Consider the following 22,173-nt stretch of genomic DNA (forward strand, 5'->3'; position numbering starts at 1 on the left):
TGTGGGAGATTCTATGTTGCAGGGGAACCCTGCAACCTTAAATTCGGTTGGTATTCGCTCTGGTTTTTCATGAGGGCGAATGCCACCCGGCAAAGCTTGCGGGCGAGGATGACCAAGGCTTGGGTTCTGGCTAGACCTCTTGCCAGATAGGACTCATAGAACGGTTTCCAGACAGGGGACCGACAAGCTGCCATAGCTGCATTGTGTGCAAGACGCCGTAATTCCCCGTCACCTTTTTTGCTCAAGTGGCGAGGACTGTGTTTCTTACCTGAGTCTTTTGCCTTCAAGTCCATTCCCAGAAAGGCGATGAACGCATCGGCGCTGGCGAACTCACCTCGCATGTATGTAGTTGCCAGGCCCGTTGCCGTGAGTTCACCAACTCCTTCAATCGCTTTGCAGCGTCTGATGTTTTCACTAATTCCGGCTTCTTGGCTGACTTTACGAAGCAACTCCTGAATGGCCTGATCCAGCTGTTTGAAATGCTTCAACCCATCGGCCAAAAGATCTTCAAGAAGAGGTTCGGTTGACCAGCTCAGCTTGATACTGACTCGGACCTTCATCAGCTGTGCACGCTTGTTAAGCAGACTTTTCAACACTGTGTAGTGCCGCGGTGGTGGGTTCCAGACCCGCAGCCGATGCTGTTCACTGGTTAGATAACGCGCCAGAAGACGTGCATCACAAGGGTCGGTTTTTGCACGCTGACCGATGCTTTCGCGGTAATGGCTCACCCGGTAAGGGTCCACGATGTAAACCCGATGCCCCATACCATGGGCCAGTTCGGCCGTGTCCAGGTGGTAGAGATTAGTGGCTTCCAGGGCGATTGAGCTTTGGGCGGGCAGGGTCTTCAGCCAATGACCTACAGATGTGCGGTCGTTGTTGATGGCCTGGATGATTTTCAGATCTTCGCGATAAACGACGATTTCGGCCTTGGCCACATCGACACCAATCACCGTTGGCGAGGTAAGGATTGTCATGACGAATCCTCGGAGCTAGGGTTTAAGAGCTTGTCGGGGTCTACCGTAGCGCTGGCTTGCCTCTATCGTCGGTTTTACCGATGAATTCCTTATCGGCGCTTTAGGTAGAAAGGGCGGGACGAGAAGTCTCCCACGGTCCGTACTGGCTAGAGTCGGAATCGAGCTTTTAGTCCCGCCCACCCCTTCAAGTCTAAACATACAAGCGAGCTTGCTCGCGAATGCGTCCGGTCAGCCAACATCCACTTTGAATGTGTCGACGCTTTCGCGAGCAAGCTCGCTCCCACATTTGAGATCAGTGGGGTTTGGTGAATCGTTGTACGAGCTTTATGACGACAACAAAGAACACCGGCACAAAAATCACCGCCAGCGTCGCCGTAATCATCCCGCCAATCACCCCGGTTCCAATCGCCTGCTGACTCGCCGAACTTGCGCCCGTGGCAATCGCCAGCGGCACCACGCCCAGAATGAACGCCAGCGAAGTCATGACAATCGGCCGCAACCGCAGGCGCGCGGCTTGCAGCGTAGCGTCGATCAGATCGTGACCTTCGTCATACAGGCTCTTGGCAAACTCGATGATCAGGATCGCGTTCTTCGCCGACAGGCCGATGATGGTGATCAGGCCGACCTTGAAGAAGACGTCGTTGGGCATTCCGCGCAGAGTCACGGCCAGCACCGCACCGAGCACGCCGAGCGGTACAACGAGCAGCACGGAAGTCGGAATCGACCAGCTCTCGTACAACGCCGCCAGACACAGGAACACGATCAGCAGCGACAGCCCGAGCAGGATCGGCGCCTGGCTGCCGGACAAACGTTCCTGCAGCGACAGACCGGTCCATTCCTGACCCAGACCTGTCGGCCCCTGGGCCACCAGCCGTTCGATTTCCGCCATGGCTTCGCCGGTGCTGTGGCCGGGTTTCGGCTCGCCGGAAATCGAGATTGCCGGGTAGCCGTTGTAACGGGTCAGTTGCGCCGGGCCTTGAGTCCATGTGGCTCGCACGAATGCCGACAGCGGCACCATTTTCCCGGCGTCATTGCGCACGTGCATTTTCAGCAAGTCATCGACCTGACTGCGACGATCACCTTCAGCCTGGACAACAACCCGTTGCATCCGCCCCTGATTGGGGAAGTCATTGACGTACGAGGAGCCGATGGCGGTGGACAGCACGTTGCCGACGTCGGCGAAGGAAATCCCAAGTGCATTGGCCTGCTTGCGATCCACTTCCAGCTGCACTTGCGGCGCTTCGGCCAGCGCACTTTCACGCACGTTCATCAGGATCGGGCTTTTCTCGGCGGCCGCGAGCAACTGGGTGCGAGCCTCCATCAAGGTCGCATGACCGAGGCCGCCGCGATCCTGCAGGCGGAACTCGAAGCCGCTGGACGTACCCAAACCATCCACCGGCGGCGGCAGCACGGCGAACGCCACGGCGTCCTTGATCTGGCTCAGGGCGATGTTGGCGCGGTCGGCAATCGAGCTTGCCGAGTCGTCGCTGCCGCGATGCGACCAGTCCTTGAGCGTGGTGAACGCCAGCGCGGCGTTCTGCCCGCTACCGGAAAAACTGAAACCGAGAATCACGGTGCTGTCGCCCACACCCGGTTCGCCGGCGTTGTGCGCTTCGATCTGCTCGACCACCTGCACCGTGCGGTTCTTGCTCGCACCGGGTGGCAGTTGAATGTCGGTGATGGTGTAACCCTGATCCTCGACCGGCAGGAACGAGGAGGGCAGGCGCGCGAAGCACAGGCCCAGACCGATCAGCAACACAACGTAGATCAGCAGGTAACGACCGGTGCGTTTCAGCGCGTAACCCACCCAGCCCTGATAACGATCAGTCAGTTGCTCGAAGCGGCGGTTGAACCAGCCGAAGAACCCGGTTTTCTCGTGATGTTCACCCTTGGCGATCGGCTTGAGCAAGGTGGCGCACAGCGCCGGGGTCAAGGTCAGGGCGAGGAACGCCGAGAACAGGATCGAGGTGGCCATCGACAGCGAGAACTGGCGGTAGATGACACCCACCGAACCCTGCATGAAGGCCATCGGAATGAACACCGCCACCAGCACCAGCGTAATGCCGATGATCGCCCCGGTGATCTGGCTCATCGCCTTGCGCGTTGCTTCTTTGGGCGACAGGCCTTCGGTGGCCATGATCCGTTCGACGTTCTCCACCACCACGATGGCGTCGTCCACCAGAATGCCGATGGCCAGCACCATGCCGAACATGGTCAGCACATTGATCGAGAACCCCAGCGCGAGCATGGTCGCGAAGGTGCCCATCAGCGCCACCGGCACCACCAGCGTCGGGATCAGGGTGTAGCGGATGTTCTGCAGGAACAGGAACATCACCGCAAACACCAGCAGCATCGCTTCGCCGAGGGTGTAGACCACTTTGGTGATCGAGACCTTCACGAATGGCGACGTGTCGTAAGGAATCTTGTATTCCACGCCCGCCGGGAAGTAGCGCGACAGTTCATCCATCTTCGCCCGGATCAAGGTCGCGGTGCTGAGGGCGTTGGCGCCCGGCGACAGTTGCACACCGACGGCGGTGGACGGCTTGCCGTTAAGACGGGTGCCGAACTGGTATTCCTGGCTGCCGATTTCGACCCGCGCCACATCCTTGATGCGCACGGTGGAGCCGTCCGGGTTGGCCTTGAGCACGATGTCGGCGAACTCTTCCGGCGTCGAAAGCTGACCCTTGACCAGAATCGTCGCGGTGATTTCCTGAGTGCTCGGGTTCGGCAGATCGCCGATGCTGCCGGCTGACACCTGGGCGTTCTGCGCGACGATGGCGGCGTTGACGTCAGCGGGTGTCAGGTTGAAACCGATCAGCTTCTGCGGATCGACCCAGATCCGCATCGCCCGCTCGGCGCCGTACAACTGGGCCTTGCCGACACCGTCGATGCGCTTGATCTCGTTCATCACGTTGCGCGCCAGGTAATCGCTGAGCGCCACGTCGTCGAGCTTGCCGTCGCTGGAGGTCAAAGTGATCAGCAACAGGAAGCCGGCGGAGACTTTCTCCACCTGCAAACCTTGCTGATTGACCGCTTGCGGCAGGCGTGACTCGACTACCTTCAGGCGATTCTGCACATCAACCTGCGCCAGCTCCGGGTTGGTGCCCGGCTGGAACGTCGCCTTGATCGTGGCGCTGCCGAGGCTGCTCTGGGATTCGAAATACAGCAGGTGATCAGCGCCGTTGAGCTCTTCCTCGATCAGGCTGACCACGCTTTCATCGACGGTCTGCGCCGAGGCGCCCGGGTACACGGCGTAGATTTCGATCTGCGGCGGCGCGACGTCGGGGTATTGCGCCACCGGCAATTGCGGGATGGCCAGCGCACCGGCCAACAGGATGAACAACGCGACGACCCAGGCGAACACCGGGCGGTCGATAAAGAACTGCGGCATAGAAGAGCGTCCTGCTTACTGACCAGAGGTCTGGGCAAGTGGAAGAGGGGTGTCGTCGATCTGCACCACTTCGCCCGGACGGGCGTGTTGCAGGCCTTCGATGACAATGCGGTCGCCGGCCTTCAGGCCACCGGTGACGATCCAGCGGTCGTTCTGCACAGCGCCAAGCTGCACCGGCTGCTGGGCAACACGCATCTGATCGTCGACAGTCAGGACTTGCGCCACACCGGCGCTGTCTCGCTGCACCGCGCGTTGCGGCACGGTGAGACCGTGCTGGATCACGCCTTGTTCCAGGCGCACGCGAACGTAGCTGCCGGGCAACAGATCGAGATCCGGGTTGGGGAACTCGCTGCGCAGGATGATCTGCCCGGTGCCCGGATCGACCGTGATGTCGCTGAACAGCAACTTGCCCGGCAACGGATAGAGGCTGCCGTCGTCCTGAATCAGCGTGGCCTTGACCTGATCCTGACCGACCTGCTGCAACTGGCCGGAACGAAATGCCCGGCGCAGTTCATTCAATTCGCGGGTCGACTGGGTGAGGTCGGCGTGGATCGGGTTCAGTTGCTGGATCAGCGCCATGGGCGTGGTTTCGTTCTGGCCGACCAGCGCGCCTTCGGTCACCAGAGCACGACCGACGCGCCCGGAAATCGGCGCGGTGACGGTGGCGTAGCCCAGATTCAGCTTCGCCCGCTCGACGGCAGCCTTGTTGGCGGCCACGTCGGCGGCGGTCTGCCGGGCGTTGGCGCGGGCGTTGTCATAGTCCTGAGCGCTGATGGCCTTGTCTTCGATCAACTGGGCGTAGCGCTGCTCCTGCAGTTTTGCCTGGAACGCGTTGGCCTCGGCCTTGCGCAGCGCGGCTTCGGCGCTATCGAGGTCGGCCTTGAACGGCGCCGGATCAATGCGGAACAGCACGTCGCCCTTTTTCACGTCGCTGCCTTCGCGGTAGGTACGTTGCAGTACCACGCCGGCGACCCGGGCGCGGACTTCGGCAATGCGCGGCGCGGCAATCCGCCCGCTCAGTTCGCTGCTGATCGACAGGGGGTGCGCCTCAAGGGTTTCGATCCGCACGGTGGCCGGCGGCGCCTGTTCCTCGGCGTTCGAGGATTTATCACAGGCACTCAGCGTCAGCGCCAATGCGATCAGGCCGAGACCGGCCAGCAGATTCTTCGACATGTACAACCCCCAATATTGATCTGCGCATCCTACGGACAGTCAGCGAGGGTAGCGGTGAAGCTTTGTAGGTGCTGTGTGAAATTGTGTAAGGGTTTTGCTCAGGGACGGGTGAGGGCGTATATCCTTTACGCCTTGATATTTATTGCGACAGATAAGCCGCCTTCGCGGGCAAGTCGAAGAAGCTCTGCCAGTCGCCACAGCACTTTCTGGATCATCAATGCCCAACATTCTTCTGGTCGAAGACGACACCGCCCTCGCCGAACTGATTTCCAGCTATCTGGAGCGCAACGGTTATTCCGTCAGCGTGATCGGCCGTGGCGACCATGTGCGCGAACGGGCGCGGCTGAGTCCTCCGGACCTGGTGATTCTCGACCTGATGCTGCCGGGCCTCGACGGTTTGCAGGTCTGTCGCCTGCTGCGCGCCGACTCGGCAACGCTGCCGATCCTGATGCTCACCGCCCGCGACGACAGCCACGATCAGGTACTGGGCCTGGAAATGGGCGCCGACGATTACGTCACCAAACCCTGCGAGCCGCGCGTCCTGCTGGCTCGGGTGCGCACATTGCTGCGGCGCAGCAGCCTCGGCGAGCCGATGACCGCCAACGACCGCATCCTGATGGGCAATCTGTGCATCGATTTATCGGAGCGCACGGTGACCTGGCGTGAACAACCGGTCGAGCTGTCCAGCGGCGAATACAACCTGCTGGTGGTGCTGGCCCGTCACGCCGGTGAAGTGCTGAGCCGCGACCAGATTCTGCAACGTCTGCGCGGCATCGAATTCAACGGCACCGACCGCTCGGTAGACGTAGCGATTTCCAAACTGCGACGCAAGTTCGACGACCACGCCGGCGAGGCGCGGAAGATCAAGACTGTGTGGGGCAAGGGTTATCTGTTCAGCCGTTCCGAGTGGGAATGCTGATTCGATGTTCAGAATCCTGTTTCGCCTCTATCTGGTAACGATCGTTTCCTACAGCGCGGCGATCTATCTGGTGCCGGATCTGGTGGTGATGGCGTTCAAGCAGCGATTCGTCACCTACAACCTCGACTATTCCCGTGGCCTGCAATCGTTGATCACCAAGCAGTTTCGCGCGGTGCCGCAGGATCAGTGGCCGGCACTGGCGGCGTCGATGGACAAGGATTTCCAGCCGCTGCACATCGTGCTCGCCCGTATCGATGACCCCGGCTTCACCGCCATCGAGCAAGAGCGTCTGCGGCGTGGCGAGAACATGGTGCGGGTGGGCGACTGGGGCTGGCGCACGCTGGCGGTCACGCCACTTAACGACGAAATGGCGGTGCAGATGGTGGTGCCGCCGGATCCGATGGACGTGAACCTGTTGTACTGGAGCATCAACGTGCTGATCGGCGCGAGTCTGCTGGCGTGCCTGTTGCTCTGGTTTCGTCCGCACTGGCGCGACCTGGAACGCCTCAAGGGAACCGCCGAACGTTTCGGCAAGGGCCATTTGAGCGAGCGCACGCAAATTGGCCCAAGCTCCAACATCGGCAGCCTGGCCAACGTGTTCGACACCATGGCCGGCGACATCGAAAACCTGCTCAACCAGCAGCGGGACCTGCTCAACGCCGTGTCCCACGAATTGCGCACGCCGCTGACCCGCCTGGACTTCGGCCTGGCGCTGGCGCTGTCCGATGACTTGCCGCAAGCCAGCCGCGAACGCCTGCAAGGGCTGGTCGCGCACATCCGCGAACTGGATGAGCTGGTGCTGGAGTTGCTGTCCTACAGTCGCCTGCAGAATCCGGCGAAGTTGCCGGAGCAGGTCGAAGTGTCGCTGGACGAGTTCATCGACAGCATTCTGGGCAGCGTCGACGAAGAGCTGGAATCTCCGGAAATCGTCATCGATGTGCTGCTGCACAATCAGCTGGAACGTTTCACCCTCGACCCACGCCTGACGGCCCGTGCGATTCAAAACTTGCTGCGCAACGCCATGCGCTACTGCGAAAAACGCATTCAGATTGGCGTGCAGGTTTGTCCGAAGGGCTGTGAGATCTGGGTGGATGATGACGGGATCGGCATTCCGGAAGACGAGCGGGAGCGGATTTTCGAGCCGTTCTATCGACTGGATCGCAGCCGTGACCGGGCGACCGGCGGGTTTGGTCTGGGACTGGCCATCAGCCGTCGGGCGCTGGAGGCCCAGGGCGGGACGTTGACGGTGGAGGGTTCGCCGTTGGGTGGGGCGCGGTTCAGGCTATGGCTGCCAACCCCGGCGTGGCCGGGTCCTTGACCGTGACTCGTAGCGTTACCCTCGAACACATGAATGCTGGCTGCGAGTCGGACTTGTTGCAGTTGAGAAAAGTGCGACTGTAAAGGGTGTTGAATTGCGCCGCGATGGCCGGGCCGCTGAGTACTTGCGCGCCGTTGACATTGATCGTATCGGCCGGCGGAGTCGCCACTTTTGCGCAACCGACCAGCAGAGCCAACAGTAGTAAGTTGATTATCTTGTACATGACCGGATCACCGGCCCGTGTAAACGGGCCGGTGAGTGATTGGCGTTGTTGCTGAAGATGAGTCTTCCTAGAGGAAGACCTTCAAATACGGCGAAAAAATGATGGGGTCCGTGCTACCCGTACGCCTGATGGAATAGTTGAAATAGCCGGTTTTGCCTGGGTTGCTGCTCACCCAGCCTTGCGGAACCCTGAAGTCCATGTAGGAACCCTGGACGTAAGGGATCTCTTGGCTGTCGAGACGTGTCTGACCATCGATGGTTAATGAAATACGTGCCGTGTATTGCGCTTCGAGGGGATTTGGGGCGTAAAGCCTGAGGTTCTCTCTGGCAGCGTTGATCGTGGGTACGCCACAGAGGTGCTTCTGTCGGGTGATGTTGACGTCGAGGTCTTTGGAGGGAATCTCGGGTACTGTGTTCGGCAAAATGACGGTGTAAGAGAATTGGATCTTGTTGGCGATGGCGTCGATTATCACTCGACGCGGGATTGAAAACGTCAATTTTTGCCCGGCTGAAGAAACTGTCTGAGTCTCGCTGCCGTAAGTTTCCGCGCGTCCGATGCAATAGACTCTGACTTTCTGTCCTGCGTTGGAACCCGTGTATTGCACTTCTACGGTGGCGTGGGTGTTCTGATAAAAATCCTTCTCGAAATTCAATAGCGTACCGTTCGCTTCCTTCGCTTCCAGCACTTTGGGGGGGAGAAGATCGAGGGCAGGCTGTTTCACCTGCACATCGATGTTGGTGGTTGCCGACCAGATCGCCAGCGGGCCCGATGTGTTGCCGAGACTGTCAGTCGCCCGGAAACGAATGGCGAACTGTTTATTGTCCTGCCAGAAATCCTTGGCGAAGAGCTTTATGACCACTTGGCCAAGTAGCGCCTGTGCTGCGGTCACTTTATGCGGATAGGGCCGACCGTCCAGGTCAAGGTTGATGTCGTCGCCTTCTCGCATGTAGGCGTAGCGCAGTGTGACATCGACGCCGTTTGCAGCCTCTGTTGGACCTACGCTCAAGTGGGATACTGAAAGAGTCAGATTCGGATTGTTCCCGGAACCTGGCACTTCTCCTCCCGGGCGTGGTATGTGGACGAGCGTCAACAGTTCAGTTGAATCCGTTCCTCCGGGCTGGACTTGGTTAGTGACCCGCACCACCAGCGTGTTGATGCCATCATTGAAAAAGGCTTTAGGCACGTCATGGAAGAAAGTCCTGCCGTCTTCCCCCGTTTGGATGGTTTTCATGAATAGGGGAGCGCCCTTGTTGATGATCAACCATCCACTATCGTTCACCGCCTGATTGTCCCAGGGAATAATCTCAAGGCGCAGCAAATCGCCGGGCGCGGAGAAGAGTGCAAGCGGTACGCCGTAGTGTGGTTTCACGTTGGGGTCGGGGTAGTAAATGGGGTTCTGAACTCCCCCGACAACTTTGGCGGGATAAACCACAAACGGACTGTTCATATTCTGCACCCCGGTATTCGAGATAGTGGCTGCGTGAGCTGCAGCGGGTACCGTCATCAAACACCGCCCATCCGCGCCTGGCTACTGTCAGATCTGACAGGTAAACCCCGAAAAAATCAGCCGTTCGTCGTAATCTTCCCGTTGCAGACCGGTTGACACGTCCTGGGTTTGTCGTACGCCCCGACGCTGAACCGGCCATGATCGACCTCCGCGGTATCGCTACTCTACGAGGGCAATCAGATGGACGACGTACAGCAACTGGGCGAAATGCTTCGCCACCGAATTTCCTCGCGCAACAGTTACAGAGCCTCATCCCCCGCGACCGGGGTCAGTCCAGAGCGTGGGAACGATCAGTGCGCTGGGCGGGAACGGGCGTCATCAGAGCAGTTCAGTCGACTGGATCAGCCCGACCCCGGCCACCTGCATCCGCTCGATCGCCGCCGCCAGTGATCCATTCAAATCAATCGCCCGGCACGCATCCAGCACCACAAACGCATTGAACCCCGCCGCCCGTGCATCCAGCGCGGAGAACATCACGCAGAAATCCAGCGCCAGGCCGACCATGTACACCGTGTCGATCCCGCGTTCCTTCAGATAACCGGCCAGACCCGTGGTCGTGACGCGATCCGCTTCCAGAAACGCCGAATAGCTGTCGATGTCCGGGTTGCAGCCCTTGCGGATGATCAATTGCGCATGGGGCAGATCAAGTCCCGAATGAAACTCGGCACCGCGTGAGCCCTGAATGCAATGGTCCGGCCACAGAGTCTGCTCGCCATATGGCAGTTGAATCACGTCATACGGCTGGCGGCCAGGATGGCTGGACGCAAACGAAGCATGTCCGGCCGGGTGCCAGTCCTGGGCAATGACCACTTGCGTGAACTGCCCGGCGAGCCGGTTGATCAGCGGAACAATCACATCACCTTCCGGCACGGCCAACTGGCCGCCGGGAATGAAGTCGTTCTGCACGTCGATGACCAGCAGGGCTGAGCGTGGCGAAATCGGCATAAATACGTCCTTCTTGGAAAATCACCCGGGCAGCATAGTGACAAAATTCTTTAAACGTTCAGCCGGTTCTTAAACATTTTCGCCATGTCTTCCAGCTCGGAAGCCGGGTGATGGCCGATCAGCATCCAGGCATGTTCGCGTTCGGTCCAGTACACCACGTTCATCCCGTGCCGGCGTTCATGTGCCAGTGGCTGGCTGCCGCTGTTGGTACGGGTGATGCACAGCGCCAGCGGGCCGTGGGCGGCGTCGAGCCAGGTCATCTGGGCGATGGGCACGCCGTCGTATTCAAGCAGCTGCGCGCGTTTGAACTGCGCGCCGGGCAGTCTCAGTTTCGCCGGCGACAGGTTCACGCCCAGTCGCGCATCGACGGTTCGCAGCTGCGCCAGTTGCGAGGCTTCATCAGTGGGCAGATGTTCGAGGGTCTGCGGCACATACAGCGCCATGTAATCGCCCACCAGCTTGCGCCAGTTGTGCGATTGCTGTGTCTGCCAGGCCAGAAGCAAACGGTCCGCCGCAACGGCCGCGAGCGCCACGCCCGCTGCCGCTGCGCCGATGAACCAGCGCCGGCTGAGACCGGGCTTCTGCGGTGACGGCGCGGCATCGAGCCGGGCCTGCAAACGGTCAAGCGGCGCCTGTTGCGCCAGTTCGTCGTAGGCGGCCTTGAACGGCAGGTTGCTGCGGCTCAGCCATTGCACCCGCAAACTCAGCAGCGGGTCGTCGGCGATGAGGGCGTCGAGCTGGCTGCGCTGTTCGCGATCCAGTTCATCGTCCAGATACGCCACCAGTTGCTCGTCGGAAGGCGTATTCATTTTCATTGCCGGTCTCCTGCGGGGGTGTTCGGTACCGCTTGCAGCGGCGGGTATTCGGCCAGCTTCAGGCGCGCGGTGGCCAGGCGGCTCATGACTGTGCCGATCGGCACTTGCAGGATCTCGGCGACTTCGCGGTAGGACAGGCCTTCGACGTAGGCGAGATAGACGGTCTCGCGCTGGGTTTCCGGCAGCGCATCGACGCGGCGGATCACCTGCGCGGCCATCACATGAGTCTGCGCGGCGTATTCGCCATCGAAGGTCAGCTGACTTTCGGCATCCGCCACACCCTGGCCCTGGCGCACCCGGCGGGCGCGCACTTCGTTGAGCCAGATCGAATGCAGAATGCTCAGCAGCCAGCGATCCATGCGCGTGCCGGCCACGTACTGGCTCGAACGCTCGAGCGCGCGCGCGCAGGTGGCTTGCACCAGATCCTCGGCCACGTGCCGATTGCGCGACAGCAGCAAGCCGTAACGCCACAGGCGCGCCAGGTGTTGCCCGAGTTCGGCTCTGAAGGCCTGATCGCTGAAAATGTTCGCCTCCGCGTGTCGTGTCAGGTTTTCGATGAATCGTTGATGGCTTGGGCCAGGTCCCGGTATTCCTCGCAGGTCGTGCCGCAGATCGTCTGGATGTGCTGCAACTGTTCCTGCGCCAGATCGACGCGGCCCTTGATGACGTAAGCCTCGCCCAGGTATTCGCGGACCTGCGCGTACTGCGGATCAAGCTTCACCGATTGCAGGTAATAACCGATGCCTTCGTCGGTGCGCCCCAGTTTGCGCGTCGCGTAACCGCGATAGTTGAGAGCCTTGGCGGTGTTCGGTTGTTCCAGCGTATCGAGCAGGGCCAGGGCTTCTTCGTAACGGCCGGCCTTGGCCAGGCGGTAGGCGTAATCGGTCCGGTCGGCGTCGGGCACCAGATGGCTGGTCTGCATCACGCACTTCTGCGTTTTGGTGTCGAACACCTGGCCTTTGGGGCAGTTGGGTTTCTGTACCGGTGCCTCTTCATCGCCATTGGCGAAGGCGAGGGGGCTCGCGAAAACGGCGGCTACCAGCAACGGGGCGGCGAACATAACGGAACGGATAGTCATGGGCAAGGCTCCACAAGGGGTCATGTTTCACTTTGAACACCGCAGGGTGAACATTTATTCATTGGTTTGTCAGGCTTTGTTAAAGGAACGCCGTTTTTCCGGCGCTATGCTGGTCAGCGTTCGTCGTCGATCTGCAGTTCTACCATGGGAGTTTGGCCATGAAAGATCAGGTTCACCACTCGGCCGCCAGCGGTTACAAAACCGCCGCCGACACCTACGTCAAAGGCCGGCCCGACTACCCGCCGGCCGTCAGCGAATGGCTGACCGGCACTCTGGGCCTCGATGCCCACAAGACTGTTATCGACCTCGGCGCCGGCACCGGCAAGTTCACCGGACGGCTGGTGGCGACCGGCGCCCAGGTGATTGCCGTAGAGCCGGTGGCGCAGATGCTGGAAAAACTGTCGGTGGCCTGGCCGCAAGTGCTGGCCGTCAGCGGCACAGCAACGGATTTGCCGCTGCCCGACGCCTCGGTGGATGCCGTGGTGTGCGCGCAAGCCTTTCACTGGTTTGCCCGTACCGAAGCCCTGGATGAAATCGCCCGGGTCCTCAAGCCGGGTGGCAAGCTGGGCCTGATCTGGAACCTGCGCGACACCCGGATCGACTGGGTGCCCAGACTGGATGCCATCGTCAACGCGCTGGAAGGCGACACGCCACGCTTCTACACCGGCGAATGGCGCAAAGCCTTTCCCCATCCGGCGTTCGGGCCGTTGCAGGCGCAGCATTTCCAGCACGGGCATACCGGCGCGCCGGAAGATGTGATTTTCAACCGAGTGCGCTCCACCAGTTTCATTGCCGCGCTGAGCGATCAGCAGCGCGCGAAGATCGACGAGCAAATTGCTGAACTGATTGCCGGCGAGCCGCAGCTGCGGGGCAGGGAGATAGTGACGGTGCCTTACGAGACCGCCGCCTTCGTCGCGGTGAAGAACGGCTAGAGTCCCGCATTTGGCCGAACCGCCGTGCTGATGCCTTGTTATAGTTCGGGCCTCATTTTCAGCCCGGTAAAGGATTTCTGCCATGACTCAATACACCGCCTTCAGCGTCGAACTGGCCGACAACATCGCTCATGTGCAGATCAATCGTCCGGAAAAGATCAACTCGATGAACGCCGCGTTCTGGAGTGAAATCGTCGAGGTGTTCCAGTGGATCGACGACACCGACGAAGTGCGGGTGGTGGTGCTCAGTGGTGCCGGCAAGCACTTTTCCTCGGGCATCGACCTGATGATGCTGGCCGGCGTGGCCAATGAGCTGGGCAAGGATGTCGGCCGCAATGCACGTCTGCTGCGTAAAAAAATCCTGACCCTGCAAGCCTCGTTCAATGCGGTCGACAATTGCCGCAAGCCGGTACTCGCGGCGATCCAGGGTTATTGCCTGGGCGGCGCCATCGACCTGATCGCCGCCTGCGACATGCGCTACGCCGCCGAAGACGCGCAATTCTCGATCAAGGAAATCGACATCGGCATGGCGGCGGACGTCGGCACTCTGCAACGGTTGCCACGGATCATCGGTGACGGCATGCTGCGTGAGCTGGCTTACACCGGTCGCACCTTTGGCGCCGAAGAAGCGCGCAGCATCGGTCTGGTCAATCGCGTCTACAGCGACAAGGACAGCCTGATCGAAGGCGTGATGGAGATTGCCCGGGACATCGCCGGCAAGTCGCCGATCGCGATCACCGGCACCAAGGAAATGATCAGCTACATGCGCGACCATCGCATCGACGACGGTCTCGAGTACGTTGCCACCTGGAACGCCGCCATGTTGCAATCCACCGACTTGCGCGTGGCCATGGCCGCCCATATGAGCAAACAGAAACCCGAATTTCTGGATTGAGAAACCATGACATCTCGCTGGACCACTGCAGTATTGGACACCGATCAACCCGGCGGCTGGGCCGTGGCGCGCAGCCCCGAGGGTTTCCTGTTCGATGACAACGGCGCGCTGTTCCCCCGGGAATGGCTCAAGCGCCAGGACTTATCGATCCTGGCCGAGCACGGTATCGGTCATCTCGATGGCGAACCGGTGTATCTGCTGGAACTGCACAGCACCAGCGAGGTGCCGGGGTGCAACTGGAAAGGCCTGCGGGCGTTCATGCTCGACGGCGATCACACGATCTACAAAGTGCTGGGTTACGCGGCGCAAATCGGGACCTGGGCCCGTGAGCACCGGTTCTGCGGCAATTGCGGTCAGGCCATGACCCAGGTGCCACGGGAGCGGGCGATGTATTGCCAGCCCTGCGACTTGCGCAGTTATCCGCGGATTTCCCCGAGCATGATCGTGCTGGTGACCCGGGGCGATGAAGTGCTGCTGGCGCGCTCACCGCGTTTCGTCACCGGGGTCTACAGTACGCTGGCCGGGTTTGCCGAACCGGGGGAATCGGCCGAGGATTGCCTGATTCGCGAAGTGCGCGAGGAAGTGCAGATCGAGGTGAAGAACATTCAGTACATGGGCAGCCAGTGCTGGCCGTTCCCGCACTCGATGATGCTCGGCTTCCATGCTGAATACGCCGGTGGCGAGATTGTCTGCCAGGAAGACGAGATCGAAGACGCCCAGTGGTTCAACGTGCACGACCTGCCGCCGTTGCCGGCGTCCAAATCGATTGCCCGTTACCTGATCGACGTCTACGTGGCGCGGCGCTTAGGCCACGCTGAACCAGTGCTGCCAGGCTAGGCGCACGGTCAACCCCAACACCACGGTGATGAACACCGGACGAATGAACTTGGCGCCGCCGCTGATCGCGGTGCGCGCCCCGAAGAATGCGCCGACCATCACCGACAGGCCCATGCTCAGGCCGATGATCCAGTCCACCTGCCCGGAAAACACGAACACCGACAGCGCGGCAATGTTGCTGACGAAGTTCATGCTGCGCGCCACGCCGCTGGCCTTGACCAGATCGATCGGGTACAGCAGCAGGCTGCTGACGGTCCAGAACGCGCCAGTGCCGGGGCCGGCCACGCCGTCGTAGAAACCGAGGCTGAAGCCCTGGGGCGATTGCCACTTTTTCTTGATCGGTGCGTCGCTGTCCAGCGGCGCTTTCGGCGTGCCGCCAAACAACAGGTACAGGCCGCAGGCGAAGACGATCACCGGCAGCATTTTGTTCAGCCATTCCGCCGGCAGATAGTGGGCGACGATGGCGCCGGTCAGCGCGCCAACCAGGGTGCCGACGATGGCATGCATCCACTGCCGGGGATGAAACAGCTTGCGCCGATAGAAGGTGAAACTGGCAGTGGCCGAACCGAAGGTCGAACTCAACTTGTTGGTGCCCAGCACCAGGTGCGGAGGCAGGCCGGCGGTGAGCAGCGCAGGCGTGGTCAACAGTCCGCCACCACCGGCGATGGCGTCGATGAATCCGGCAATGAAAGCGACAAGGGCCAGAACGGCCAGGGTGGTGAGGTCAACGCTGAGTTCGAAAGGCATGGAATCGGCTTATTCGGCAGGGCGCAGAGCAGGGCTGCGGGGAGGGCAGTCATGTTACTCATTTCCAGGTGTTGCGGCGACCCATATGGCCCTATCGCGAGCAGGCTCGCTCCCACNCATTCCCACTGTGGGAGCGAGCCTGCTCGCGATAGCTTGGGTCCAGCCACTTCAAATCCCAACTGTTGCCCACCCAACACGCTAACAACAAATCAACCTCTCTCAGTGCATGCCGATTGCCGGAAGCCCCAATAAAACCGGTCTTCAGGGGCTGGCACGCTTGCTGCTCTGGCTTACTCACCTTCATCAACTGTCCCGAGGACACGCCAATGAGTCAGCAAGCCGTGAAATTTGCCTACTGGGTACCGAACGTCAGCGGTGGGCTGGTGGTCAGCAAGATCGAGCAACGCACCGATTGGGGCATCGACTACAACCGCAAGCTGGCGCAACTGGCCGAGGCGGCGGGTTTCGAATACGCCCTGACGCAAATCCGCTTCACTGCGGGCTACGGCGCTGAGTTCCAGCATGAATCGGTTGCCTTCAGCCATGCGCTGCTCGCGGCCACCAGCAAACTCAAAGTCATCGCCGCCATTCTGCCCGGGCCGTGGCAACCGGCGCTGGCGGCCAAACAGTTGGCGACCATCGATCAACTCACCAATGGCCGGATCGCGGTGAACATCGTCAGCGGCTGGTTCAAGGGCGAGTTCCAGGCGATTGGCGAGCATTGGCTGGAGCATGATGAGCGCTACCGTCGCTCGGAGGAGTTCATCCGTTCGCTGCGAGGGATCTGGAGTCAGGACAATTTCACCTTCCGTGGCGATTTCTATCGCTTCGACAACTACAGCCTCAAGCCGAAACCGCTGGGCCGGCCGGAAATCTTTCAGGGCGGCAGTTCTCGTGCCGCGCGGGACATGGCGGCACGGGTGTCGGACTGGTATTTCACCAATGGCAACAGCGTCGAGGGCATCAAGGCGCAGGTCGACGATATTCGCGCCAAAGCGGCGGCGAACCAGCATTCGGTGAAAGTCGGGGTGAATGCGTTTGTGATCGCCCGGGATACCGAGGAAGAAGCCAAAGCAGTGCTGGCGCAGATCATCGATCAGGCGGACCCGGAAGCGGTGAATGCCTTCGGCGATGCGGCGAAACAGGCGGGCAGGGCGTCGCCGGAAGGTGAGGGTAACTGGGCCAAATCGACCTTTGAAGATCTGGTGCAGTACAACGACGGTTTCAAGACCAACCTGATCGGTACGCCACAGCAGATTGCCGAACGGATCGTGGCGTTGAAAGCGGTGGGGGTGGACCTGGTATTGGCGGGATTCCTGCACTTTCAGGAAGAGGTGGAGTATTTCGGCCAGCGGGTGTTGCCTTTGGTGCGGGAACTGGAAGCCAAAGCGCAATCGATCCAGACCGCTGAAGTTGCTTGAAAATCCCTCCTGCACACTATGCAGGAGGGATCGGCTATTTAATTACAGACCCAACTCGGACAACCCCGGATGATCATCCGGGCGGCGACCCAGCGGCCAGTGGAACTTGCGTTCGCTTTCCTTGATCGGCATATCGTTGATGCAGGCGTAGCGCTGGAACATCAGGCCGTGCTCGTCAAATTCCCAGTTCTCGTTGCCGTAGGAACGGAACCAGTTGCCCGAGTCGTCGTGCCACTCGTAGGCGTAGCGCACGGCGATGCGGGTGTCGGAGTAGGCCCAGAGCTCCTTGATCAGGCGGTAATCCAGTTCCTTGGCCCATTTGCGGGTCAGGAAACCCTTGGCTTCTTCGCGGTTGTTAGCGAATTCGGCGCGGTTGCGCCATTTGGTGTCCAGGGTGTAGGCCAGCGACACGCGCTCCGGGTCGCGGGAGTTCCAGCCATCCTCGGCCAGACGAACTTTTTCAATGGCTGATTCACGGTTGAACGGTGGCAATGGCGGACGAACTTCGGCTGCAGTAGACATGTTTGTCTCCCGATCTGTTAACAGTTAAACAACTTGTCAGGCTTATTAAGGCGTTACAGGTCCAATAACTTTCGCGCCATGCATTGCGCATTATCGGCGGCACTGTGATCACCCATCACAAGCGCTACGGTAATGGCGCCGTCAATCAGGATCAGCAACTGTTTGGCCAGCAGTTGCGGGTCCTCGGCCCCATGTTCGGTACACAGCTCGCACAGGTAGTCGAGCAGTTTCTGTTTGTGGTCTTTGGCGACCTGGCGAACCGGATCCTCGGGATCGCCGGTCTCGCCACTGGTATTGATGAAGGCACAGCCCCGGAAGCCTTCCGAGGCGAACCAGCCCTTGAGCACGGTGAACAGGTTGAGCAGGCGGTCGGCCGGGGTCTCGGCCTGATCGACGGCGCTTCTGTACCAGTGCATCCAGCGCACGTCGCGGCGTTGCAGGGCGGCGACGGTCAGCTCCTCCTTGTTGGCGAAGTAGCGGTAGATACTCTTTCTGGAAACGCCGGCGGTTTTCACCAGAAGATCCATGCCGGTGGCGGCGATGCCACTTTTGTAGATCAACTTTTCGGTGACATCCAGAATGATGTCTCGGGTCGTGTCGTTGCGTGTGATTTCGTTCATGTGGTGAACAGTAGAACGATCGTTCTCCTTGGTCAAGCGGATATTTCTTTTATCTGGAAGATAGCGATCGCCAGCAGGCTGGCTCCCACAGAAAAATGCATTTCAGCCGAGGGAACCTGGCGGCTGGTGATGAAGTCATTACAGACACTCACAAGACCCGAAGGAGTTGATGGTGTAAGCTCTCGGGTTCTTCGGATTCGACCCATTGCGAGCCCTATGCCGTTGCTTTTCAAACGCTCTCTGCTGCCCAAACTGCGCAGCTTTCCGCTGACCGCCGAGGCCGTGACGATCCTGCCCGGCGCCGCCGATTTCCGTCGTTGCCTGCTGGAGAAAATCGCCCAGGCGACCCAGCGCATCTACCTCGTCGCGCTTTATCTGCAAAACGATGAAGCCGGCCAGGAAATCCTCGATGCCTTGCACGCCGCCAAACTCAAGCGTCCCGAGCTTGAAATCGCGGTGGTCGTCGACTGGCTGCGGGCCCAGCGCGGCTTGATCGGCGCCGGCAAACAGCCGGGCAACTCGGCGTGGTATCAGGAAATGACCCGCACCCACCAGAGCGTGGTGCCGGTCTACGGCGTGCCGGTGCAGACCCGCGAGCTGTTCGGCGTGCTGCACCTCAAAGGCTTCGTGATCGACGATTGCGTGGTCTACAGCGGTGCGAGCCTGAACAACGTCTACCTGCACAAATTCGACAAGTACCGTTTCGACCGTTATCACGTGTTGCAAAGCCGCGAACTGGCGGACTCGATGCACCATCTGGTCAAGCACGGCCTGATCGAATCGAAAGCGGTGCATCGCCTCGACCTGCCGAACCTGCCGACCACCCGCAGCCTGCGCAACGACATCGGCGACCTGCGCAGCCGCCTCAAATACGCGGCGTACGACACCAGTGCCGGCAGCACGGCGCACACTGGCCTGTCGGTCAGCCCGTTGCTGGGTGTGGGCAAGAACAATCCGCTGAACCGGGTGATTCTCGAGCTGATCGCCAGCGCCCAGAAGCAACTGACCATCTGCACGCCGTACTTCAATCTGCCGCTGGGGGTGATCCGCGAGATCAACCGCGCACTGGCGCGCGGCGTGAAGATCGACATCGTGGTCGGCGACAAGACTGCCAACGACTTCTACATCCCGCCGAGCGAGCCGTTCAAGGTGATCGCCGCGCTGCCGTATCTGTACGAGATCAGCCTGCGCCGCTTCGCCAAGCGGCATCAGCGCAACATCGACAGCGGCCAGTTGAATCTGCACCTGTGGCGTGAAGGCGACAACAGCTATCACCTCAAGGGCATGTGGATCGACCAGCGCTACACGTTGCTGACCGGCAATAATCTGAACCCGCGGGCGTTCCGTCTCGATCTGGAAAACGCCTTGCTGATCGATGACCCGAAAGGCGAGTGGCTGGAGCCGCGCCGTCTTGAGCTGGAAAACATCTTCGAACACACCACGCGGATCGAGCGATTCCAGGACCTGGAAGCCTTGCCGGACTACCCGGCGGGCGTGGCCAAGTTCCTCAAGCGTGTGAGTCGGGTGCGGGTTGAGAGGCTGCTGTATCGCATCCTCTAAGATCCGGAATTTTCGGCGCTGCTAAAAATGCCTTCGCGAGCAAGCCCGCTCCCACACAGGGTCTTTGTTGAACACAAAATTGTGCTCAGCGAAGATCCAGTGTGGGAGCGGGCTTGCTCGCGAAAGGGGTAGAACAGGCGCTACACGTCTCAGTTCAAACCCAATTTCCCACGCAATGTGGAAAGGTCTTCCGCCAGGGTATTGACCGGGCCGACCAGCGCCTTGCGGTCGTTGTCCTTCACCTTGTCGTAAGTCTCGAAACCACCGTCCCTGGTCTTGTACTTGGCCAGGATCTTGTCCACGGTGGCGAAGTTCTTGTCGACTTTGGCGACGAAGGCTTTGTCCTGTTTCTCGATCTGCGGACGGAACAGGTCGACGATTTTCTTCGCGCCGTCGATATTGCCCTGGAAGTCGTAGAGGTCGGTGTGGCTGTAACGGTCTTCTTCACCGGAGATCTTGGTCGCGGCAACTTCTTCGAGCAGTGCAGCGGCGCCGCCGACGACTTTCTCCGGCGGGAAGGTCAGGCCGGCGACGCGGGTTTGCAGGTCCTTCACGTCCTTGTTCAGGCCATCCGCCAGGGCGTCGAGATCCTTGGTGCTCTTTTCCGAGAACAGCGAGTACTCGATGCGGTGGAAACCGGTGAAGTCTTCGGCTTTTACGCCTTGCTCGTGGTCGTCGACGCGGGAGTCGATGGACGCGTCGAGGTCACTGAACAGCTCGGCGATCGGCTCGATCGACTCGTAATAAACGCGGGTCGGTGCGTAGAGCTTCTGCGCGGTGGCCAGGTCGCCTTTTTTCACCGCGTCGGTGAACTGCTGGGTGTGGCTGGCCAGTTCATCCAATTGTTCGGTGACGTAGATCTTGTAGTCCGACACCGGCCCCACCAGATCCAGAGGCGCGGTCGCGGCCAACGCCGACAGCGGGGTGTTGAGCAAACCAAGGGTCAGCAATAACGCGAGTGGCGTCTTTTTCATGGGGGCGGCTCCTGTTGAATGCTATGCAGTTGTTTTTGGTTGAGTAGCGTTGAGCAGCGAGCGACCGATGAAGTCCTTGTCGCCCGTGACACCCGGCAGGGTGAAGAAGTAACCGCCGCCGACCGGCTTGAGGTATTCCTCCAGCGGTTCGCCATTGAGGCGGGTCTGCACGGTGATGAAGCCTTTTTCCAGATCCGCCTGATAGCAAATGAACAAAAGGCCCATGTCGAGCTGGCCGTTCTTGTTCACGCCGTTGGAGTAGTTGAACGGCCGGCGCAGGATCAGATTGGCCTGACTCGCGGCGGTGCGCGGATTGGCCAGGCGAATGTGCGCGTCGAGCTTGGTCAGCTTGCCTTCCGGATCCTTGCTGTAATCCGGGACTTCGGTCTCATGGCTGGCGCCCATCGGCGCGCCGGTGGTTTTGACTCGGCCGATGATGCTTTCCTGTTCCTGCAACGGCGTGCGGTCCCAGCGTTCGACAAAGTTGCGGATGATCCGCACCGCCTGATAACTGCCGTGGGTGGCCCAAGCCGGTTCGTCGCTGCCCGGTTGCACCCAGACGATGCGGTCCATGGCCTTGCCGTCGTTGGAATCCGGGTTGGCCGAACCGTCGCGGAAACCCAGGAAGTTACGCGCCGATTGCGCCGGCACACCGGGCTTGGCCGGCGCTTGCGGCGGCACGCTGCCTTCCTGTTTCCAGCGCACCAGCAGCAGGTCCGGCAGGTTCTTCACGATGTCGCGCAGGGCGTGGATGTTGGTGTCGGCGGTGTTGGAGCAGAACTGCAGGCTCAGGTCGCCGTGGCAGCAATCGGCTTCCAGCGCATCGTTGGGGAAACCGACCATGCGCACCAGACGCTTGGGTTTGGCGGACGCGAGGCCGAAACGCTCATCGAACAACGATTCGCCGACGGACACGGTGATGGTCAGGTTGTCCGGTGTCACCACCGGGCCGAGGATGCCGGAATCCGGTGGCGGCAACTTCGGATCGATCTGCGCCACCGGGCCGCCCTTCATCAGGAATGCGATGCGCTCGTTGAGAGTGCGGAACAGACGCTCCAGGTCTTCACGGTCGCTGGCCAGCACATCGAACGACACCAGCATGCCGGCCGCCGGACGCGGGGTGACGATGCCAGTCTGGTGCACGCCATGGAAATCGTGGTGATCCTGGGTCTTGTCGCTGCTCGGCGCTTCGGTGACTTGCGCAGGGGCGGCGGCCATCGCCGGGCAGCTCAGGGCAGTACCGGCCAGTGCGACGCCGGCGGCGCCCATGCCCATCAGTACGCGGCGACGTTGCAGGTTGAAGTGTTCGGAATCGTTCATCG

The 22,173-nt window shown here is 60.5% G+C and carries 21 protein-coding genes; 7 read left to right on the top strand and 14 right to left on the bottom strand.

The genetic code is table 11. From position 1 onward, the window contains the following. Positions 1–11 precede the first annotated feature (11 nt). The 3 genes from ACTJK9_RS04335 to ACTJK9_RS04345 form a co-directional block, all read right to left on the bottom strand. Positions 12–974 carry an IS110 family transposase gene (locus ACTJK9_RS04335; protein WP_221397423.1) on the bottom strand — a complete coding sequence of 321 codons (963 nt, stop codon included), beginning with the start codon at positions 972–974 and terminating at the stop codon, positions 12–14. A gap of 292 nt (positions 975–1,266) precedes the next feature. Further along, positions 1,267–4,365, bottom strand: a complete 3,099-nt coding sequence (locus ACTJK9_RS04340) for a multidrug efflux RND transporter permease subunit (RefSeq protein ID WP_440812415.1) — start codon at positions 4,363–4,365, stop codon at positions 1,267–1,269. 15 nt (positions 4,366–4,380) lie between these two features. Then, positions 4,381–5,538: an efflux RND transporter periplasmic adaptor subunit gene (locus ACTJK9_RS04345; RefSeq protein ID WP_085610390.1), complete on the bottom strand. Its 1,158-nt coding sequence runs from the start codon at positions 5,536–5,538 to the stop codon at positions 4,381–4,383. Positions 5,539–5,755: 217 nt separating this feature from the next. On the opposite strand from ACTJK9_RS04345, the gene ACTJK9_RS04350 reads away from it, so the two are divergent. Together ACTJK9_RS04350 and ACTJK9_RS04355 are read left to right on the top strand one after the other, a co-directional pair. Beyond that, complete coding sequence (locus ACTJK9_RS04350; RefSeq protein ID WP_039768681.1) at positions 5,756–6,457, top strand: response regulator transcription factor; 702 nt, start codon at positions 5,756–5,758, stop codon at positions 6,455–6,457. Between the two features lie 4 nt (positions 6,458–6,461). Beyond that, on the top strand, positions 6,462–7,775 hold the full coding sequence (locus ACTJK9_RS04355) for an ATP-binding protein (RefSeq protein ID WP_085610389.1): 1,314 nt from the start codon (positions 6,462–6,464) through the stop codon (positions 7,773–7,775). On the opposite strand, the gene ACTJK9_RS04360 is transcribed toward ACTJK9_RS04355, so the two are convergent. The 6 genes from ACTJK9_RS04360 to ACTJK9_RS04385 form a co-directional block, all read right to left on the bottom strand. Further along, entirely contained in the window at positions 7,735–7,998 is a 264-nt protein-coding gene (locus ACTJK9_RS04360; RefSeq protein ID WP_178076439.1) for a hypothetical protein, read from the bottom strand. The genes ACTJK9_RS04355 and ACTJK9_RS04360 overlap by 41 nt on opposite strands. A gap of 67 nt (positions 7,999–8,065) precedes the next feature. Further along, entirely contained in the window at positions 8,066–9,445 is a 1,380-nt protein-coding gene (locus ACTJK9_RS04365) for a hypothetical protein (protein WP_440812420.1), read from the bottom strand. A gap of 378 nt (positions 9,446–9,823) precedes the next feature. Further along, on the bottom strand, positions 9,824–10,450 hold the full coding sequence (gene pncA, locus ACTJK9_RS04370; RefSeq protein WP_085610387.1) for a bifunctional nicotinamidase/pyrazinamidase: 627 nt from the start codon (positions 10,448–10,450) through the stop codon (positions 9,824–9,826). A 50-nt stretch (positions 10,451–10,500) separates the two neighbouring features. Continuing rightward, complete coding sequence (locus tag ACTJK9_RS04375; protein WP_440812820.1) at positions 10,501–11,259, bottom strand: anti-sigma factor family protein; 759 nt, start codon at positions 11,257–11,259, stop codon at positions 10,501–10,503. Between the two features lie 2 nt (positions 11,260–11,261). Next, a complete protein-coding gene (locus tag ACTJK9_RS04380; RefSeq protein WP_256575331.1) occupies positions 11,262–11,720 on the bottom strand; it encodes a sigma-70 family RNA polymerase sigma factor in 459 nt (152 codons plus the stop codon). An 89-nt stretch (positions 11,721–11,809) separates the two neighbouring features. Continuing rightward, a complete protein-coding gene (locus ACTJK9_RS04385; protein ID WP_085610385.1) occupies positions 11,810–12,343 on the bottom strand; it encodes a tetratricopeptide repeat protein in 534 nt (177 codons plus the stop codon). 158 nt (positions 12,344–12,501) lie between these two features. On the opposite strand from ACTJK9_RS04385, the gene ACTJK9_RS04390 reads away from it, so the two are divergent. The 3 genes from ACTJK9_RS04390 (at position 12,502) to nudC (ending at position 15,007) form a co-directional block, all read left to right on the top strand. Next, positions 12,502–13,275, top strand: a complete 774-nt coding sequence (locus ACTJK9_RS04390; RefSeq protein WP_440812423.1) for a class I SAM-dependent methyltransferase — start codon at positions 12,502–12,504, stop codon at positions 13,273–13,275. An 82-nt stretch (positions 13,276–13,357) separates the two neighbouring features. Then, positions 13,358–14,170, top strand: coding sequence for a crotonase/enoyl-CoA hydratase family protein (locus tag ACTJK9_RS04395; protein ID WP_085610383.1), 813 nt, complete (start codon positions 13,358–13,360; stop codon positions 14,168–14,170). A 6-nt stretch (positions 14,171–14,176) separates the two neighbouring features. Continuing rightward, positions 14,177–15,007, top strand: a complete 831-nt coding sequence (nudC, locus tag ACTJK9_RS04400; protein ID WP_064381471.1) for an NAD(+) diphosphatase — start codon at positions 14,177–14,179, stop codon at positions 15,005–15,007. On the opposite strand, the gene ACTJK9_RS04405 is transcribed toward nudC, so the two are convergent. Continuing rightward, positions 14,975–15,754: a TSUP family transporter gene (locus tag ACTJK9_RS04405; RefSeq protein WP_440812426.1), complete on the bottom strand. Its 780-nt coding sequence runs from the start codon at positions 15,752–15,754 to the stop codon at positions 14,975–14,977. The genes nudC and ACTJK9_RS04405 overlap by 33 nt on opposite strands. Before the next feature lie 326 nt (positions 15,755–16,080). On the opposite strand from ACTJK9_RS04405, the gene sfnG reads away from it, so the two are divergent. Further along, a complete protein-coding gene (gene sfnG, locus ACTJK9_RS04410) occupies positions 16,081–17,175 on the top strand; it encodes a dimethylsulfone monooxygenase SfnG (protein WP_085610382.1) in 1,095 nt (364 codons plus the stop codon). A gap of 42 nt (positions 17,176–17,217) precedes the next feature. On the opposite strand, the gene ACTJK9_RS04415 is transcribed toward sfnG, so the two are convergent. Beyond that, positions 17,218–17,697 carry a nuclear transport factor 2 family protein gene (locus ACTJK9_RS04415; RefSeq protein ID WP_007951263.1) on the bottom strand — a complete coding sequence of 160 codons (480 nt, stop codon included), beginning with the start codon at positions 17,695–17,697 and terminating at the stop codon, positions 17,218–17,220. Positions 17,698–17,750: 53 nt separating this feature from the next. Next, a complete protein-coding gene (locus ACTJK9_RS04420) occupies positions 17,751–18,317 on the bottom strand; it encodes a TetR/AcrR family transcriptional regulator (RefSeq protein WP_074690500.1) in 567 nt (188 codons plus the stop codon). A 216-nt stretch (positions 18,318–18,533) separates the two neighbouring features. On the opposite strand from ACTJK9_RS04420, the gene pssA reads away from it, so the two are divergent. Next, entirely contained in the window at positions 18,534–19,877 is a 1,344-nt protein-coding gene (gene pssA / locus ACTJK9_RS04425; protein WP_085610381.1) for a CDP-diacylglycerol--serine O-phosphatidyltransferase, read from the top strand. A gap of 149 nt (positions 19,878–20,026) precedes the next feature. Here pssA and efeO read toward each other — a convergent pair whose 3' ends face one another. Together efeO and efeB are read right to left on the bottom strand one after the other, a co-directional pair. Next, positions 20,027–20,851, bottom strand: coding sequence for an iron uptake system protein EfeO (efeO, locus tag ACTJK9_RS04430; RefSeq protein ID WP_085610380.1), 825 nt, complete (start codon positions 20,849–20,851; stop codon positions 20,027–20,029). A gap of 21 nt (positions 20,852–20,872) precedes the next feature. Further along, entirely contained in the window at positions 20,873–22,171 is a 1,299-nt protein-coding gene (gene efeB, locus ACTJK9_RS04435) for an iron uptake transporter deferrochelatase/peroxidase subunit (RefSeq protein ID WP_085610379.1), read from the bottom strand. Positions 22,172–22,173: the final 2 nt, after the last annotated feature.

It is taken from the genome of Pseudomonas sp. 22082 (genome assembly GCF_052046055.1).
Taxonomy (GTDB): domain Bacteria; phylum Pseudomonadota; class Gammaproteobacteria; order Pseudomonadales; family Pseudomonadaceae; genus Aquipseudomonas; species Aquipseudomonas pharyngis.

Excerpts from the sequence above, each read along its gene's own strand:
- ACTJK9_RS04335 (WP_221397423.1), bottom strand. The coding sequence starts at position 974 with ATGACAATCCTTACCTCGCCAACGGTGATTGGTGTCGATGTGGCCAAG.
- ACTJK9_RS04340 (WP_440812415.1), bottom strand. The coding sequence starts at position 4,365 with ATGCCGCAGTTCTTTATCGACCGCCCGGTGTTCGCCTGGGTCGTCGCG.
- ACTJK9_RS04345 (WP_085610390.1), bottom strand. The coding sequence starts at position 5,538 with ATGTCGAAGAATCTGCTGGCCGGTCTCGGCCTGATCGCATTGGCGCTG.
- ACTJK9_RS04350 (WP_039768681.1), top strand. The coding sequence starts at position 5,756 with ATGCCCAACATTCTTCTGGTCGAAGACGACACCGCCCTCGCCGAACTG.
- ACTJK9_RS04355 (WP_085610389.1), top strand. The coding sequence starts at position 6,462 with ATGTTCAGAATCCTGTTTCGCCTCTATCTGGTAACGATCGTTTCCTAC.
- ACTJK9_RS04360 (WP_178076439.1), bottom strand. The coding sequence starts at position 7,998 with ATGTACAAGATAATCAACTTACTACTGTTGGCTCTGCTGGTCGGTTGC.
- ACTJK9_RS04365 (WP_440812420.1), bottom strand. The coding sequence starts at position 9,445 with ATGAACAGTCCGTTTGTGGTTTATCCCGCCAAAGTTGTCGGGGGAGTT.
- pncA (WP_085610387.1), bottom strand. The coding sequence starts at position 10,450 with ATGCCGATTTCGCCACGCTCAGCCCTGCTGGTCATCGACGTGCAGAAC.
- ACTJK9_RS04375 (WP_440812820.1), bottom strand. The coding sequence starts at position 11,259 with ATGAATACGCCTTCCGACGAGCAACTGGTGGCGTATCTGGACGATGAA.
- ACTJK9_RS04385 (WP_085610385.1), bottom strand. The coding sequence starts at position 12,343 with ATGACTATCCGTTCCGTTATGTTCGCCGCCCCGTTGCTGGTAGCCGCC.
- ACTJK9_RS04390 (WP_440812423.1), top strand. The coding sequence starts at position 12,502 with ATGAAAGATCAGGTTCACCACTCGGCCGCCAGCGGTTACAAAACCGCC.
- ACTJK9_RS04395 (WP_085610383.1), top strand. The coding sequence starts at position 13,358 with ATGACTCAATACACCGCCTTCAGCGTCGAACTGGCCGACAACATCGCT.
- nudC (WP_064381471.1), top strand. The coding sequence starts at position 14,177 with ATGACATCTCGCTGGACCACTGCAGTATTGGACACCGATCAACCCGGC.
- ACTJK9_RS04405 (WP_440812426.1), bottom strand. The coding sequence starts at position 15,754 with ATGCCTTTCGAACTCAGCGTTGACCTCACCACCCTGGCCGTTCTGGCC.
- sfnG (WP_085610382.1), top strand. The coding sequence starts at position 16,081 with ATGAGTCAGCAAGCCGTGAAATTTGCCTACTGGGTACCGAACGTCAGC.
- ACTJK9_RS04415 (WP_007951263.1), bottom strand. The coding sequence starts at position 17,697 with ATGTCTACTGCAGCCGAAGTTCGTCCGCCATTGCCACCGTTCAACCGT.
- ACTJK9_RS04420 (WP_074690500.1), bottom strand. The coding sequence starts at position 18,317 with ATGAACGAAATCACACGCAACGACACGACCCGAGACATCATTCTGGAT.
- pssA (WP_085610381.1), top strand. The coding sequence starts at position 18,534 with ATGCCGTTGCTTTTCAAACGCTCTCTGCTGCCCAAACTGCGCAGCTTT.
- efeO (WP_085610380.1), bottom strand. The coding sequence starts at position 20,851 with ATGAAAAAGACGCCACTCGCGTTATTGCTGACCCTTGGTTTGCTCAAC.
- efeB (WP_085610379.1), bottom strand. The coding sequence starts at position 22,171 with ATGAACGATTCCGAACACTTCAACCTGCAACGTCGCCGCGTACTGATG.